This window comes from Paraburkholderia sp. GAS448 (genome assembly GCF_050435685.1).
In the GTDB taxonomy this organism is placed as follows: Bacteria; Pseudomonadota; Gammaproteobacteria; order Burkholderiales; family Burkholderiaceae; genus Paraburkholderia.
Genome location: NZ_JBNDKT010000003.1, coordinates 445,578 through 460,824, shown reverse-complemented (window position 1 = coordinate 460,824; position 15,247 = coordinate 445,578). Strand labels below are relative to the sequence as shown.

The following is a 15,247-nucleotide window of genomic DNA, read 5'->3' as shown; positions in this document are numbered from 1 at the left end:
ATGCTCAAGACTGACGAAGCCGCCCCAGCCGCTTCGTCATGCCGATAACAACCGGAGAACCTCGTGCCCATCGCAGTCGACCAACCCGTCCCCGACTTTACCGCTGCCGCAACCGGCGGCGAGTTCACGCTGTCAAGTCTTCGGGGCAAGAAGGCGGTGCTGTATTTCTATCCGAAGGACAACACGCCGGGCTGCACGACCGAAGGTCTGCAGTTCCGCGATCTTTACCCGAAGTTCAGGAAGGCCGGCGCGGAAATCGTCGGTGTGTCGCGCGATAGCGTACGCTCGCATGACAACTTCAAGGCAAAGCTCGAACTGCCCTTTCCGCTTGTGTCCGATCCGGACGAAACGCTGTGCGCACTCTTCGGCGTCATGAAACTGAAGAAAATGTATGGCAAGGAAGTACGTGGAATCGAGCGCTCCACCTTCCTCATCGACGGCGATGGCGTGTTGCGCCAGGAATGGCGCGGCGTCAAGGTGCCGGGGCATGTCGACGAGATTCTGGAGGCTGTACAAGCGCTTTGAGGCGCGTTATATTGGTCCGCAATGAGTGCCCCATCACCCCATTCTTTCCGCTGCTGCGCTGGCTTTCACGCTGCTGTTGTTGAAGTCGTGAGGCGCAACGCGATGACCGAAGTCGAGCCGCTTGCCCCGGTTGCCGGGGAGGCGGCTTTTTTGTTTGCGCGAAGCCGTTCTTCCGTTCAGCAACGCGTTTTTGTCAAGGAGCGCATCGAAACTCAGGCGAACCGGCATTTCTAGACCAAAGCGCGTCTCCGGGCGCAAACTGCGTGCGCTGTTCCGGCACGACAGGATGCGACAGGCGACGCACGATATGTGACCCGCTTTTTCCGAGGGAAACCATGCCTTTGCCTACCCCGCCCAGCAAGCTCGGCAATCTCTTGCCGCCTGATGAGTACAAGGCGAAAGCCCAGCCAGCGGCGAAATCCGCCCGCAAACAGGCCCACGAAGGGGAGCAGCTGGAAACGGCCGATTATGGTCGTACCAGCGTTGCCACGCCGATGACGCACGCCGCCAACGCCGCGACTACGCTGCGCCCCGTTCCGGCTTCGCCTGCCGCGGCCGAAGCGCCGGCGCCCGCCCGGGGCCGCCGCTCGAAACAGACCGCCGCGCTGCTTCAGCCCGTGCCCGCTGCACGCACCGAGCCGGGCCAACCTGCCGAGCCCGCTCACCCCGTAGTGGCACGCGCCGGCAAGGAAGCCGAAGCCGCCGTTCCCGCCGCGTCCGCGCCCGCGACACGCGGCACGACAAAGAGCCGTGGCCGCAAAGCCGGCGAAATCGAAATCCGCAAGCTGTTCGTGCTCGACACCAACGTCTTGATGCACGATCCGACCTGCCTGTTCCGCTTCGAGGAACACGACGTCTATCTGCCGATGATGACGTTGGAAGAACTCGACAACCACAAGAAAGGGATGTCGGAAGTCGCGCGCAACGCGCGCCAGGTCAGCCGTACGCTCGACGCGCTCGTCGCGAACGCGGGCGACATGTCGGAAGGCATCTCCCTGGCCCGCCTCGGTAGCCGTGAAGCGTCGGGGCGTCTGTATTTTCAGACCAGGCTGACCCACATCGAGCCGGTCGAAGGCCTGCCGCAAGGCAAGGCTGACAACCAGATTCTCGGCGTAGTGCGTGCGTTGCAGCGTGACCGGGCGGACCGCCAGGTCGTGCTGGTGTCGAAAGACATCAACATGCGCATCAAGGCGCACGCGCTCGGCCTGCCCGCCGAGGACTACTTCAACGATCAGGTTCTCGAAGACAAGGATCTGCTCTATTCCGGCATCCGCGCGCTGCCCCAGGATTTCTGGACGAAGCACGCGAAGGGCATGGAGAGCTGGCAGGACACGAAAACCGGCACCACGTATTACCGCGTAACCGGCCCGCTGTGCGCGTCGATGCTCGTCAACGAATTCGTTTATCTCGAACCGCAGAACGGCGAACCGGCGTTCCATGCGCTCGTGCGTGAACTGAACGGCAAGACCGCATTGCTGCAGACGTTGCGTGACTACGGCCACCACAAGAACAACGTGTGGGGCATCACGGCGCGCAACCGCGAGCAGAATTTTGCGCTCAATCTGCTGATGAATCCGGAGATCGATTTCGTCACGCTGCTGGGCCAGGCCGGGACCGGCAAGACGCTCGTCGCGCTGGCGGCCGGCCTCGCACAGGTGCTCGACGACAAGCGCTACAACGAAATCATCGTGACGCGTGCGACGGTGCCGGTGGGCGAAGACATCGGCTTCCTGCCGGGTACGGAAGAAGAAAAGATGCAGCCGTGGATGGGCGCCTTCGACGACAACCTAGAGGTCCTCCAGAAAACCGACGATGCCGCCGGCGAATGGGGACGCGCCGCGACCCAGGAACTGATCCGCTCGCGCCTGAAGATCAAGAGCATGAACTTCATGCGTGGCCGCACGTTCGTGGACAAATACCTGATCATCGACGAGGCGCAAAACCTGACGCCAAAACAGATGAAAACACTTGTCACACGGGCGGGACCAGGCACCAAGATCATCTGCCTCGGTAACATCGCGCAGATCGACACACCCTACCTGACGGAAGGCAGCTCGGGGCTGACGTATGTCGTCGATCGCTTCAAAGGCTGGGCGCATAGCGGCCACGTGACTCTCGCCCGCGGCGAACGCTCGCGGCTGGCGGATTACGCGTCCGAGATTCTTTAAGTTTCGCTCCTGCTTTGTCTCGAAGCCGCGCCGGGTATTGCCCGGCGCGGCTTTTTTCCTGGTGAACCCAACTCGGGTGCTGCAATCGCGCCGTTCCGGCAAAGCAACACTTAGCGCGCATACTTCAAGTAAATTATCAGCAATTCTTGCCTGAGGCTGGTCGCACGGACTACCATCGGCACATCTTCGCTTTAAGCGGACGTTTACGCTCGTCTGTGTGTCCATGCGCCGACTCTGGTTCCCGCTGCTGATTGCGCTTCTGCTCGCTGCATGCTCCGGCGCGCCGCAGAAGGTCTCGCGCGGGCCGGCCACCTCGAGCGAAGGCGCCTACCGCACCACCCCATCCGGTTTCCCGAATTTCGTCGACCACAGCGTCGGTCGTGAGGAAATCTCGATCCAGGCCATGAGCCTCGTCGGTGTACCGTACCGCTGGGGCGGCAATACGCCGGACAGCGGCTTCGACTGCAGCGGGCTCGTGCGTTATGTAGTATCGCGGGCAGCCTCGGTGAGTCTGCCTCGTACAACAGCGGACATGAGCGGGCGCGGCGAATCGGTCGAACCCGACGAGATCGCCACCGGGGACTTGATTTTCTTCAATACAACGGGTCGGCCACATTCGCATGTCGGCATTTACGTCGGCAAGCTGCGCTTTGTGAATGCGCCATCGACAGGTGGTACGGTCCGGCTCGACTACCTGACGAATCCCTACTGGGCGAAGCGGTTTGACGGCATCCGGCGAGTCGCACCGCCCGCCCGAAACCCTGCTCCGTTCGATACACCAACCTTGCAGGCGTCGACTGAGCCGGATAAAGCCCCTTCGATGACGCAGCCCCCTGTTAGCCAGGCTGCATCCGGAGCTGCGCCGACCGTGGCGACTTCGTCGCCACTTTCAGCACGCGTGTCGGCTGCTTCATTCCGGACACCGTCCGCCACCGGCTCCACTTCGACAGTCATTTCCGCCACGGCCCAACCCGCTGCTGCGTCCAGTGACCCGTTTGAACCGCCCCCGCCAGGCTTGAGCGCGGCGCAGATGCAGGCGCGCGCTGCCGGGGCCATCGCGCCTTCGGTTGTGCAGGCGCCCCGTGCGCAAGAAGGTTCGGATGCCCTCGCGTCCACGCGGGCCACCACGCCAGCACCCATCCAGGTCGCGCCTGAAGCCTCCGCGGAGCACGCCGCAGTCGCCAATGCGCCGGACGCCATCGACGCCGCCGCCGACGCCTTCGAGCCCCCGCCGCCCGCGGCAGTCGCTGTGCGTCAGGCACAGCAGGCGCAGCAGGCGCAGCAATCCGGCGCGGCCGGTGAAGTGCAGGTCATGCGCGCCTCCACGGCTTCCCGCCCCGTCCCCGCTGCGACCCACACCAACGACGACCCTATCGCCCGCTTCGCCAACGGCAGTTTCTGACTTTCAGATCGCACAGTCCATAGACCGTTCGGCCAATTCCCCGGAGACCCGGGCCTCTGCTATCGTTGCCCATATTCTCCGACCGCAGGGTGGCGACGATGGATCTCGGGCTCAAAGACAAGGTGGTACTGATTACCGGTGGTAGCAAGGGCATCGGGCTGGCCTGCGCCCGGGCGTTCGCCACTGAAGGCGCGAGAGTTGCGATCGTGTCGCGCGATCCCGCCAATCTCGCCCGCGCCCGCGAACAGTTGGCGAACGAAGGTCTGCATGTGCATTTAACCCGTGCTGACCTGCACGAACCGCATAGCGCCACCGATGTGGTCGAGGAAGTCAGCGAGGCTGTAGGCCCGATCGACATCCTGATCAACAGCGCGGGCGCGGCGAAGCGCTACGACCCAGAATTGCTCGACGCTGCTGCGTTCAAGGCAACGATGGAAGCCAAATACTTTCCGTACATCTACCCGCAGCAGGAAGTCTTGCGGCGCATGGTAGAGCGCGTAAAAGCGGGCGGCACGGCTGAACCCGGCGCCATCGTCAACGTCATCGGGATGGGCGGCAAGATCGCGAGCGATATCCACATCGCTGGGGGCGCCGCGAATGCCGCGTTGATGCTGGCGACAGTCGGGCTCGCGCATTACTACGCGCGCTACGGAATCCGGATCAACGCGATCAATCCAGGGGCGGCGCTGACGGAAAGAGTGGAAGAGGCGCTGAAACTGGAAGCCGACCAGCAAGGCATCGACACAGATGAAGCACTCGCACGTGGTCAAGCGAAGGTGCCGCTCGGGCGCTATGCGAAACCCGAAGAAATTGCGGACGTCGCGCTCTTCCTGGCCAGCCGTCGCGCGAGTTACGTAACGGGGGCGATTGTCCCGATGGACGGAGGCAGCGCGCCGTTGATCTGATGCGGCGCGCCAGCCATCGGGCAGGCTTCACATCAGACGATGGGCGAGCCACCAGCTGGCCGCGGCGAGCACCGCCGAAGCAGGAATGGTGAGCATCCATGCCCACACGATGTTACCTGCCACGCCCCAGCGCACCGCGCTCAGCTTCTGCGTGGCGCCGACGCCCACAATCGCGCCGGTAATCGTATGCGTGGTGGACACCGGAATACCCAGCCAGGAGGCGGTGAAGAGCGTAATCGCACCGCCCGTTTCCGCGCAGAACCCACCAACCGGCTTGAGCTTGGTGATCTTCTGCCCCATTGTGCGGACGATGCGCCAGCCGCCGAACAGCGTACCAAGGCCCATCGACAGATAGCAGCCACCGATCACCCAGATCGGCGGTGCTGCTGCGGTGGCAGATGCATAGCCGGTTGCGATCAGCAGCATCCAGATGATCCCGATGGTCTTCTGCGCATCGTTGCCGCCGTGTCCAAGGCTATACAGCCCGGCCGACACCAGCTGCATACGGCGGAACCGCCGGTCGACCTTGCTTGGCGGTGTCCGGAAGTAGAGCCACGATACCGCCAGCATGAAAAATGACCCGAGCACGAAGCCGAGAAGCGGCGAAACGAAGATGAACGCGATGGTCTTCAGCAGACCGTCGAAGTTGAGCGCGCCCCACCCCGACTTGGCAAGCGCCGATCCCACCAGACCGCCAATCAGTGCATGCGATGAACTCGACGGAATGCCGTAGTGCCACGTCACGATATTCCAGCCAATCGCACCGACGAGTGCACCGAACACGACGTAGTGGTCAACGATGGCGGGATCGATCGTGCCGCGCCCGACCGTCTCCGCAACCTTCAGGTGAAAAATGAAGTACGCAATGACGTTAAATGCCGCCGCAAACGCAACAGCCTGCTGGGGCTTCAGCACACCGGTCGAAACGACGGTCGCGATCGAGTTCGCGGCGTCGTGAAAACCGTTCATGAAATCGAAGACCAGCGCGACGACGACGAGGGTGGCGACCACCCAGATGGCGAGTTGAATCGACTGCATCTCAGGCGTTTTCCAGCACGATGCCTTCGATGATGTTCGCCACATCCTCGCACTTGTCGGTGATCGTCTCGAGCAATTCGTAGATCGCCTTGAGCTTGATCAGGGTCTTCACGTTGTCTTCCTCGCGGAAGAGCTTCGACATCGCGGAACGCAGCACGCGATCGGCTTCCGATTCCAGCCGGTCGATTTCCTCGCACGCCTTCAGGATCTGTCTTGCCTGCTTCATGTCGGAGAGCATGCCAACGGCTTGCTGCACACGCTCCGATGTCGCCGTGCAGATGTGCGCCAGCTGACTCGCTTCGGACGTCACCGCCTGCACGTCGTAGAGCGAAATAGCCGTGGCGACGTCCTCCATCAAGTCGAGGATGTCGTCCATGGTAGTGATCAGCTTGTGGATTTCGTCGCGATCAAGCGGCGTGATGAAGGTCTTGTGCAGCAGATCGATGGTTTCGTGCGTGAGTTTGTCAGCCGCTTTTTCGGCCTTCTGCACGTTCTGCTTGTGGATCTCGGCGTCCGACAGGTTGTCGATTAGCAGCTCGAGTTCGCGGCTCGCCGAGACAATGCAACTTGCGTGCGCATTGAAAATATCAAAGAACTTGCCCTCGGTGGGCATGAAACGACCGAACATTGGGATCCCGGAAATTGGTCACGGTTGTGGCTGACATAAAACCGCAACATTGTACCGTTCCGGGACCGGCGTCGCATTTTTGAAAGCATCGTTACAACAGCGCGCGCAGATATGGCTTTACTCGCTGTAGAAATTCTGCGCACCGGCAAAATTATCGAATTTCGTGAATTGGCCATGGAACGTGAGGCGAACGGGTCCGATCGGACCGTTACGTTGTTTGCCGATGATAATTTCTGCAGTGCCTTTGTCGGGGCTGTCCGGGTTGTAGACCTCGTCGCGATAAATAAAGAGAATCACGTCCGCGTCCTGCTCGATAGCGCCCGATTCGCGCAAATCCGACATCACCGGCCGCTTGTTGGGCCGCTGCTCAAGACCGCGGTTCAGCTGAGACAGCGCGATCACCGGCACGTCGAGTTCCTTCGCCAGACTCTTCAGCGATCGGGAAATTTCCGAAATTTCAGTCGCCCGGTTTTCACCTTGCGACGATCCGCTCATCAGCTGGAGGTAGTCGATGATGATGAGACCCAGCTTGCCGCACTGACGCGACAGCCGCCGCGCGCGCGAACGAAGTTCCATCGGATTCAGGCCACCGGTTTCGTCGATGAAAATCTGCGCCTCGCTCATCTTCTGCACGGCGTGCGTCAGCTTCGGCCAGTCTTCGTCCGTCAGACGCCCGGTTCGCATGCGGTGCTGGTCCAGCCTGCCGACCGATCCGAGCATACGCATCGTCAGCTGGGTACCCGGCATTTCCATCGAAAACACGGCGACCGGAAGACCATATTCGACCGCCACGTATTCGCCGACGTTCATCGAAAACGCGGTCTTACCCATCGACGGCCGCCCTGCGACGATGATCAGTTCGCCCCCGTGCATGCCCGACGTCATCCTGTCGAGATCGACGAAGCCCGTCGGCGTGCCGGTCACATCGCTCGAGTTGGCCGTGTGGTAGAGGGTGTCGATCCGTTCAACGACCTGCGTCAACAAAGGCCCGATTTCGAGGAAGCCCTGAGTGCCGCGTGCGCCGTCTTCGGCAATCGAAAATACTTTCGATTCAGCCTCGTCGAGCAGTTGCCGGACTTCCTTGCCCTGCGGGTTGAAGGCATCGGCGGAAATCTCGTCGGCGACCGAAACGAGCCGCCGCAACACCGCTCGATCCCGCACGATTTCCGCGTAGCGGCGGATATTGGCAGCGCTCGGCGTGTTTTGCGCGAGCGCGTTCAGATACGCGAGGCCGCCGACCTCCTCCGCCTTGCCGGACGTGCCGAGCGCTTCGTACACGGTGATCACGTCGGCCGGACGCGTTGCCGCGATCAGCTTGCCGATATGCTCGAAGATGATCCTATGGTCGTAGCGGTAGAAATCGCTCTGCGACAGGAAATCCGCGATGCGGTCCCACGCAGCGTTATCGAGCAACAGGCCGCCGAGCACGGACTGCTCGGCCTCGATCGAGTGCGGCGGGACTTTCAGCGATTCGAGTTGGGGATCTTTCGACGGTGCGTTCATGGAGACGAATTATCGGGCAAATGCGGTTATCAGGAAACCGGAACGCAGAAACAAAAAAACGGGAGCCGGTTGCCCGACTCCCGTTTTTTGCCAGAAACGACCTGGCGAATACTGCCCGGTACTTAGACGTGTTCGCCCAGCACCGACACCGTCACATCGACGAGAACGTCGGTGTGCAGCGAAATCTGCACCGGATGATCGCCGACCGTTTTCAGCGGGCCTTCCGGAAGACGCACTTGCGCCTTTTCCACTGTGAAGCCTTGCTTGACCAATGCGTCGGCGATGTCGGCGTTCGTCACCGAGCCGAACAGACGGCCGTCGACGCCAGCCTTCTGGCCAATCTGAACGGTCGAGCCGGCCATCTTTTCGCCTTGAGCCTGAGCGGCTGCCAGCTTTTCAGCAGCGACCTTTTCCAGTTCTGCACGGCGGACTTCGAATTCAGCGATCGCTTCCTTCGTTGCACGGCGAGCCTGCTTTTTCGGGATCAGGAAGTTACGTGCGTAACCGTCCTTCACCTTGACGATGTCCCCGAGATTGCCCAGGTTGACGACTTTTTCGAGAAGAATGATTTGCATTCGGATGCTCCTTGTTGCGTCGTCGGGTTAGGCCTTGTGCTGGTCGGTGTACGGCACGAGCGCGAGAAAACGTGCGCGCTTGATTGCCGTATCCAGCTGGCGTTGATAATGCGACTTCGTACCCGTAAGACGCGCCGGCGTGATCTTGCCGTTTTCGCCGATGAAGTCCTTCAGCGTTTCGAGGTCCTTGTAGTCGATCTGGTCGACGCCAGCGGCCGTGAAACGGCAGAACTTCTTGCGCTTGAAGAGCGGATTTTGTTGCTGACGACGCTTGTCGAATTTCTTACCAGTCGGGCGGGGCATGTTCAGTCCTTTCCAATGTCCTGCAATTCTGTGATGTGAAATACCAGGGTTCTGGCGTTGCGGCTCTTTTTTGCCAGGAAGCCGGTGAAGAGCGTTTCGACGCCCATCGCACAGCTTTCCAGCTTGCCGCTCGCCTCGCCGGCGGCCACCGCCGGCATCGTCAGTTCGACCTGCCGGGCAATACCGGCTTCGACGACTTCGGTGCGGTGGTGCAACGTACAACCTGCGATCGGAACGCCGGCGGGGGTATACCGCACCGGTTCGCGTTCAACGACGCTGGCCATGAGTTGCAGCCTGTTCACGAGAGCGACGCGAGTTTTCTGTAACCTGGTAGCTTAAATAACTGTATTAAGCCTGCGCTTCGGATGCTTGCGTAGCAGCCGACTTCTTGGCTTCTTCGCGCTGCACTTCCTTCATCATCGGCGACGGGCCGGTTTCGGCCTTCTTCATCTTGACGATGAGGTGACGCAGAACTGCGTCGTTGAACTTGAATGCGTGTTCGAGTTCGTCGAGCGTAGCCTGGTCGCATTCGATGTTCATGCAGACGTAGTGGGCCTTCGCGAGTTTCTCGATCATGTAGGCCAGTTGGCGACGGCCCCAGTCTTCGATGCGGTGGATCTGGCCACCGTGCGACGTGATCGTGCTCTTGTAACGCTCGATCATGGCGGGCACCTGCTCGCTCTGATCGGGATGCACGATAAAGACGATTTCATAATGACGCATACACACTCCTTGTGGATTAAAGCCACCCGGGCGTCGGAACCGGTGTGGCAAGTGAGAAGCCGAAGAGTGTAACCCGAATGGGGTCTGCACGCAAGGCTCGCGATGGATTTGCGTGCTGATTCGGCCATGTTTTCAACGGCTTAGGGGCCAAAGCGGCCGCGGTAGCACGCAAAGGCCACGCTTTTCCGCGACGCCAGCCCCAGGCATTCCGCCTGTCAGACCGGCTGCCGGACGCCGCTCAGCCCGGCATTTCGCTCCGCGCGCCGCCCTGCAGACGCGCGTTCAGCGCCACCTTGAACGCCGCCAGCGAGTCAGGCGCGGCATCCGTGATGGCCCACCACACCATGCCGTCGTCACGCCAGCGGGCGAGCGAGTATCCGTCGCGGACAAGCGTCGACGCTGGACGTTTTGCACCCGGGTCGGTCTCGGGGAAGACGTACACGTCGAGCACGTGCTTGCGGTAATGGTACGTCAGCACCGCCACCCGGCGATGTCCGACGTAGTCCAGCCGTCCGCCCACCAGCGTAAAGCCGCTCGCGGCCAGATCCTCGACCGGCGGTGCATAGTCGAGCCGCCCGTTGAACCACGGCTTCACCGTGTGCTGGTCGGAGGAAACGACATCGATGTCCCGCCCCGACAACTGCGCTCGCACATGGCTCGCGACGAGTTCATCGACAAGCGGCCCCGCGTCGGCCGGACGGCGCAGCGTCAGCGTGACGCCGGCGACCACGGCGCACAGCGCGATCAGCAGCGTAGCGAGGCAGCCGGCGCCGACCGTGCCGCCAGCCGGCGTGCCAAATATGCCGCCACCCAGCCCGCGCGCGCCATCAAACAAAGGGAGTCACCAACATTGGCGCCGCTGCGGCAATGAAGTCGGCGGCAGATCGGCGACGATGCGCGCCCGCAGCGCATCTGACGCGCGATGATAGTCCGCCCGACGGACGTTACGGCTAACCGCCCGAACGATCCCCGCCTCGCGACGGCACGCTTCGCACTCGACGATGTGCTGCTGGACGCGCCGGTCGTCGGCCGCCGGGAGTTCGCGGTCGGCACTCGCATCGAGCAGAGGACGCGCTTCCTTACAGTCCATCTGGCGCCTCCCTGTTCGTGCGGGCCACTGCGCCGCCCTGGCCGGCGAGGTCATCCGGCGCGCGTGCATGGAGCGAGGACCGTGTGCCTTCCGGCTGCCCCGTCTGCGCGCCGGACAAACCGGCCTGCGCGTCAGGCGCGGTTCCTGTTGCGCCGCGCACAGGCGCTTGCGATCGAGCCGCGTCCCATTCATCCCGGCCCCGGCCATCGTGTCCGCGCGAAGCATCTGGTGGCAATCCGGCCTGGTTGCCATTCACGTCGACGTCGTCGGTGTGGCTGCGTGGCTGTCGCGCTGCCGGGGCGCCTTCATCATTCCCGGCTGCGGCGCCCTTACGCTGCCGCACCGGTCCGGACTCGCGCGCCTCGAGCGCGGTCAACGCCGTGGCCAGCCTGCGACGGCCGCGCGCAAGCCGCGACATCACCGTGCCGACCGGCAGATCGGCAATCGTCGCAATCTCGCGATAGCTCAACTCCTCCAGTTCGCGCAGGATCAGCACCTCGCGATACTCGACCGGCAACCGCTCCAGCGGGGCATGCACGAGCCGGCCGTCTTCCTTGCGGATCGGCAAGGTCTGTGGATCGACGCTCGCGGGACTCCAGCCGTCGATGGCGGCCTCTTCCTGCGTGTCGTCGAATCCGCCCACTTCGTGCGCCGACGCACGCCGGCGCCACTCCGTGTACCACGTGCGCCGCACGATCGCGAGCAGCCACGGGCGAGCACTGTCGCCACGGAAGGTATCGAAGAAACGGAACGCGCGCATAAGGGCTTCCTGAACGACGTCGTCAGCGTCGCTGGCATTGCCGCACAACCAGCACGCAAGGTTGTAGGCGGCATCGAGATGCGGTAGCGCCAGTTGCTGGAACCGTCGACTGCGCGCGGCCTCGTCGTACGTTCCAGCAGCGTTTCTTTCGGTCTCACCCACGCAGGCCCACCCGGCTTTACGGCTGCAATACCGGCCACCCGTCACGTTTATTCCCGCTTGCTCGCGCCACAGGCAGAAATAAATCCGGAATAAAACCCACCTTGCGCCGGCCGACAGGAAATGCCCACCCCATGAGGAGCTGCCATGACGACCCGCCTGACCCAGCCCAAACGGCGCGATTTTCTGCGCCTTGCCGCCTTCGGAGGCGCAGCCTTCGCGTCCGCCCTGCCCGGCTGGACGTACGGCCGCGACGACGATTTCTTCTTCGTCCGGCTCTCCGATGCCCACTGGGGTTTCGAAGGGCCGGCCGTCAATCCGGGCGCGACCGTGCGTGTGCCGGCTCAGGCCGCCGAGGCGGGCAACGTCGAATTTCTGTGCGACATCTTCTGCGGCTCGGGGCACGAAACGATGAACGGCGTGATCGTCGTCGGGTGAAGGATGGGGCGGGCGTGATGCGAGGCTGCGGCAGTCCGCGTCACGCCGCGCCGCTCCAGTAGCCCGGACGCGCGTACACCTCTTTCAGATAGTCGATGAAATACCGCACCCTTGCCGGCACATAACGCTGCTGCGGATAGACGGCGAGAATGTCGTAATCGGGCAGCGCGAAATCGTCGAGTACGGTTTCGAGTTCGCCACGTGCAATCTGCTGCTGCACCTCCCAGGTCGAACGCCAGCCGAGACCAAGCCCTTCCGCCACCCAGCGGTGCAGCAGTTCGCCGTCGTTGCAGTCGAGCGTGCCGCCGACGCGCACCGTCACGAGCTTGCCGTTGCGTCGAAAGTACCAGCCGCGGTTCTGCCCACCCTGCAGATTGAACGCGAGACAGTTGTGGTGTGGAAGGTCTTCGAGTGTCTTGGGCCGCCCGTGCCGGCGGAAATATTCGGGCGTGCCGCACACCACCCGCCGGTTCGACGCGAGCTTCACCGCGACGAAATTCGGATCGACCGCGCCGCCGATCCGGATCGACAGGTCATAGCCTTCGCGCACGAGGTCGACCACGCGATCCGTGAGATTGAACGAAAGCTGCAGGTCCGGCTTGTCGGACAGAAACGCGGGCGCAAGCGGGGCAACATGTTTGCGGCCAAAAGCCGCCGGCGCCGAGACGATCAGGTGCCCCGTCACCGCGCGCCGTCCGGCCGTCAGCTCGTTTTCCGCCTGATCCCATTCGGTGAGAAGCCCCCGGCACCGCTCGAGAAATGCCGCGCCTTCTTCGCTGACCACGAGTCGCCGGGTCGAGCGATACATCAGCTTCACGCCAAGCCGCTTTTCGAGCGCGTCGATGCGCCGGCCGAGAATCACCGGCGACACGCCCTCTTCCAGTGCGGCGGAGGCAAGGCTGCCCGCGTCGGCGACGCGCACGAAGGTCTCGATCTGCTTGAAGCGGTCCATGGTCATCTCCAGCCTTGCCTGGCGGTGGCGGCAGCGAACGCCCGGTTGCCCCGCGCCCGGGGGGTCCCACCGCATTCAGTACTTTTTGTTTCGAAATAAGCGACCTGAACGGATCTTATCAAACCTTTGGGTGAAGCCTAAAGTGCGTCTAAACAGCCTTCACCGGCGATTCCAGGCATTCCAGGCATTCCAGACATTGAGGAGACAACCATGGCCAAGATGAGAGCCGTCGACGCAGCCGTACTCGTGCTTGAAAGAGAAGGCATCGATACTGCGTTCGGTGTCCCGGGCGCCGCGATCAATCCGTTCTACTCGGCGATGCGCAAGGCCGGCAACATCAGCCACGTGCTGGCGCGCCACGTCGAAGGCGCATCGCACATGGCGGAGGGTTATACGCGGGCCGCGCCGGGCAATATCGGCGTGTGCATCGGCACATCGGGCCCGGCGGGCACCGACATGATCACGGGCCTCTACTCCGCCTCCGCCGATTCGATTCCGATCCTCGCGATCACCGGCCAGGCGCCGCGCGCGCGTCTTTACAAGGAAGACTTCCAGGCCGTCGATATCGAATCGATCGCCAAGCCCGTCACGAAGTGGGCCGTTACCGTGCGTGAGCCGGCGCTCGTGCCGCGTGTGTTCCAGCAGGCCTTCCATCTGATGCGCTCGGGCCGTCCGGGCCCGGTGCTGATCGATCTGCCGATTGACGTGCAGCTCGCCGAAATCGAGTTCGACATCGATACGTACGAGCCGCTGCCGGTCTACAAGCCCGCGGCCACGCGCAGGCAGATCGAAGCCGCGCTCACGCTGCTCAACGATTCCGACAGGCCGCTGATCGTCTCCGGCGGCGGCGTGCTCAACGCCGCGGCGGAAGACCTGCTCGTCGAGTTCGCGGAAACCGTCGGCGTGCCAGTGATTCCGACGCTGATGTCGTGGGGCGCGATTCCCGACGATCACCCGTTGATGGCCGGCATGGTCGGTCTGCAGACCTCGCACCGCTACGGCAACGCGACGATGCTCGCCTCTGACTTCGTGCTGGGCATCGGCAACCGCTGGGCGAACCGTCATACGGGCAGCGTCGAGGTTTATACGAAGGGCCGCAAGTTCGTGCACGTCGACATCGAGCCGACGCAGATCGGCCGCGTGTTTGGTCCTGACCTCGGCATCGTGTCGGACGCGAAGGCAGCGCTCACGCTCTTCGTCGACGTGGCGCGCGAATGGAAAGCAGCCGGCAAGCTCAAGGACCGCAGCGCCTGGGTCGCGGACTGCCAGCAGCGCAAGCGCACGATGCTTCGCAAAACGCATTTCGATAACGTGCCGATCAAGCCGCAGCGCGTCTACGAAGAGATGAACCAGGTGTTCGGCCGCGACACGTGTTATGTGAGCACGATCGGTCTGTCGCAGATCGCCGGTGCGCAGTTCCTGCACGTGTTCAAGGCACGCAACTGGATCAACTGCGGCCAGGCCGGTCCGCTCGGCTGGACGATTCCCGCTGCGCTCGGTGTACGCGCTGCGGATCCGCAACGCCCGATCGTCGCGCTCTCCGGCGACTACGACTTCCAGTTCATGATCGAAGAACTGGCAGCGGGCGCGCAGTTCAACCTGCCGTACGTGCATGTGGTGGTGAACAACTCATACCTCGGGCTCATCCGCCAGGCGCAGCGCGCGTTTGACATGGACTTCTGCGTGCAGCTTGCATTCGACAACATCAACGCGCCGGAAGTGAACGGCTATGGGGTCGATCACGTCGCGGTGGCCGAAGGTCTCGGCTGCAAGGCTATCCGCGTGTTCAAACCGGAAGAGATCAAGCCGGCGCTGCAGAAGGCGCAGTCGATGCTGTCCGAGTTCAATGTGCCGGTGATCGTCGAAGTGATTCTCGAGCGCGTGACGAACATCTCGATGGGCACCGAGATCGATGCGATCAACGAGTTCGAAGAACTGGCCGAAAGACACGAAGACGCGCCGACCGCGATCAGCACGCTCGACTGAACCTTCGGGCGGCCCGAACGGGCCGCCCCCAACCGAAACCGGCCGAATTCCGCTTAATCCGCTTAACTGACCGACCAGCGAGACTTACGCAC

The 15,247-nt window shown here is 62.6% G+C and carries 15 protein-coding genes and 2 pseudogenes; 7 read left to right on the top strand and 10 right to left on the bottom strand.

All coding sequences use genetic code 11. The annotated features are described in order from the left end of the window. Window positions 1–63 precede the first annotated feature (63 nt). The 5 genes from P3T23_RS08540 to P3T23_RS08520 all read left to right on the top strand — a co-directional run bounded on the left by P3T23_RS08540 (window position 64) and on the right by P3T23_RS08520 (window position 5,000). Window positions 64–525: a peroxiredoxin gene (locus P3T23_RS08540; RefSeq protein WP_429315729.1), complete on the top strand. Its 462-nt coding sequence runs from the start codon at window positions 64–66 to the stop codon at window positions 523–525. Window positions 526–627: 102 nt separating this feature from the next. Next, window positions 628–759 (top strand): hypothetical protein, encoded by a 132-nt coding sequence (locus P3T23_RS08535; protein WP_279571332.1) that lies wholly within the window; start codon window positions 628–630, stop codon window positions 757–759. A gap of 101 nt (window positions 760–860) precedes the next feature. Then, window positions 861–2,693, top strand: coding sequence for a PhoH family protein (locus P3T23_RS08530; RefSeq protein ID WP_429315728.1), 1,833 nt, complete (start codon window positions 861–863; stop codon window positions 2,691–2,693). 223 nt (window positions 2,694–2,916) lie between these two features. Further along, on the top strand, window positions 2,917–4,095 hold the full coding sequence (locus P3T23_RS08525; RefSeq protein ID WP_429315727.1) for an NlpC/P60 family protein: 1,179 nt from the start codon (window positions 2,917–2,919) through the stop codon (window positions 4,093–4,095). A 98-nt stretch (window positions 4,096–4,193) separates the two neighbouring features. After that, the gene (locus tag P3T23_RS08520) at window positions 4,194–5,000 is read left to right on the top strand and encodes an SDR family NAD(P)-dependent oxidoreductase (protein ID WP_429315726.1); all 807 of its coding nucleotides are present in this window, start codon (window positions 4,194–4,196) and stop codon (window positions 4,998–5,000) included. A gap of 27 nt (window positions 5,001–5,027) precedes the next feature. On the opposite strand, the gene P3T23_RS08515 is transcribed toward P3T23_RS08520, so the two are convergent. The 9 genes and pseudogenes from P3T23_RS08515 to P3T23_RS08475 all read right to left on the bottom strand — a co-directional run bounded on the left by P3T23_RS08515 (window position 5,028) and on the right by P3T23_RS08475 (window position 11,782). Then, window positions 5,028–6,038 (bottom strand): inorganic phosphate transporter, encoded by a 1,011-nt coding sequence (locus tag P3T23_RS08515; RefSeq protein WP_429315725.1) that lies wholly within the window; start codon window positions 6,036–6,038, stop codon window positions 5,028–5,030. Window position 6,039: 1 nt separating this feature from the next. Continuing rightward, entirely contained in the window at window positions 6,040–6,666 is a 627-nt protein-coding gene (locus tag P3T23_RS08510; RefSeq protein WP_429315724.1) for a DUF47 domain-containing protein, read from the bottom strand. Window positions 6,667–6,783: 117 nt separating this feature from the next. Further along, the gene (locus P3T23_RS08505; protein ID WP_133663413.1) at window positions 6,784–8,169 is read right to left on the bottom strand and encodes a replicative DNA helicase; all 1,386 of its coding nucleotides are present in this window, start codon (window positions 8,167–8,169) and stop codon (window positions 6,784–6,786) included. Window positions 8,170–8,291: 122 nt separating this feature from the next. Then, window positions 8,292–8,744 (bottom strand): 50S ribosomal protein L9, encoded by a 453-nt coding sequence (gene rplI, locus P3T23_RS08500; protein ID WP_429315723.1) that lies wholly within the window; start codon window positions 8,742–8,744, stop codon window positions 8,292–8,294. A gap of 27 nt (window positions 8,745–8,771) precedes the next feature. Next, window positions 8,772–9,047, bottom strand: coding sequence for a 30S ribosomal protein S18 (gene rpsR / locus P3T23_RS08495; protein WP_429315722.1), 276 nt, complete (start codon window positions 9,045–9,047; stop codon window positions 8,772–8,774). A gap of 2 nt (window positions 9,048–9,049) precedes the next feature. After that, complete coding sequence (gene priB, locus P3T23_RS08490) at window positions 9,050–9,349, bottom strand: primosomal replication protein N (protein ID WP_429315721.1); 300 nt, start codon at window positions 9,347–9,349, stop codon at window positions 9,050–9,052. Between the two features lie 46 nt (window positions 9,350–9,395). Continuing rightward, complete coding sequence (gene rpsF, locus P3T23_RS08485; protein ID WP_133663417.1) at window positions 9,396–9,770, bottom strand: 30S ribosomal protein S6; 375 nt, start codon at window positions 9,768–9,770, stop codon at window positions 9,396–9,398. A 238-nt stretch (window positions 9,771–10,008) separates the two neighbouring features. Beyond that, window positions 10,009–10,860: pseudogene (locus tag P3T23_RS08480) on the bottom strand (anti-sigma factor family protein). Then, complete coding sequence (locus P3T23_RS08475) at window positions 10,850–11,782, bottom strand: RNA polymerase sigma factor (protein WP_429315720.1); 933 nt, start codon at window positions 11,780–11,782, stop codon at window positions 10,850–10,852. Before P3T23_RS08475 ends, P3T23_RS08480 begins: the two are co-directional and overlap by 11 nt. A gap of 144 nt (window positions 11,783–11,926) precedes the next feature. Between P3T23_RS08475 and P3T23_RS08470 the strand changes: the two are divergent. Beyond that, a pseudogene (locus tag P3T23_RS08470) lies at window positions 11,927–12,145 on the top strand (twin-arginine translocation signal domain-containing protein); the annotation flags it as partial. Window positions 12,146–12,257: 112 nt separating this feature from the next. On the opposite strand, the gene P3T23_RS08465 reads toward P3T23_RS08470, so the two are convergent. Beyond that, window positions 12,258–13,169, bottom strand: a complete 912-nt coding sequence (locus tag P3T23_RS08465) for a LysR family transcriptional regulator (RefSeq protein ID WP_429315719.1) — start codon at window positions 13,167–13,169, stop codon at window positions 12,258–12,260. Between the two features lie 210 nt (window positions 13,170–13,379). Here P3T23_RS08465 and gcl point away from each other — a divergent pair, with 210 nt between their 5' ends. Further along, a complete protein-coding gene (gene gcl, locus P3T23_RS08460) occupies window positions 13,380–15,155 on the top strand; it encodes a glyoxylate carboligase (protein ID WP_429315718.1) in 1,776 nt (591 codons plus the stop codon). Window positions 15,156–15,247: the final 92 nt, after the last annotated feature.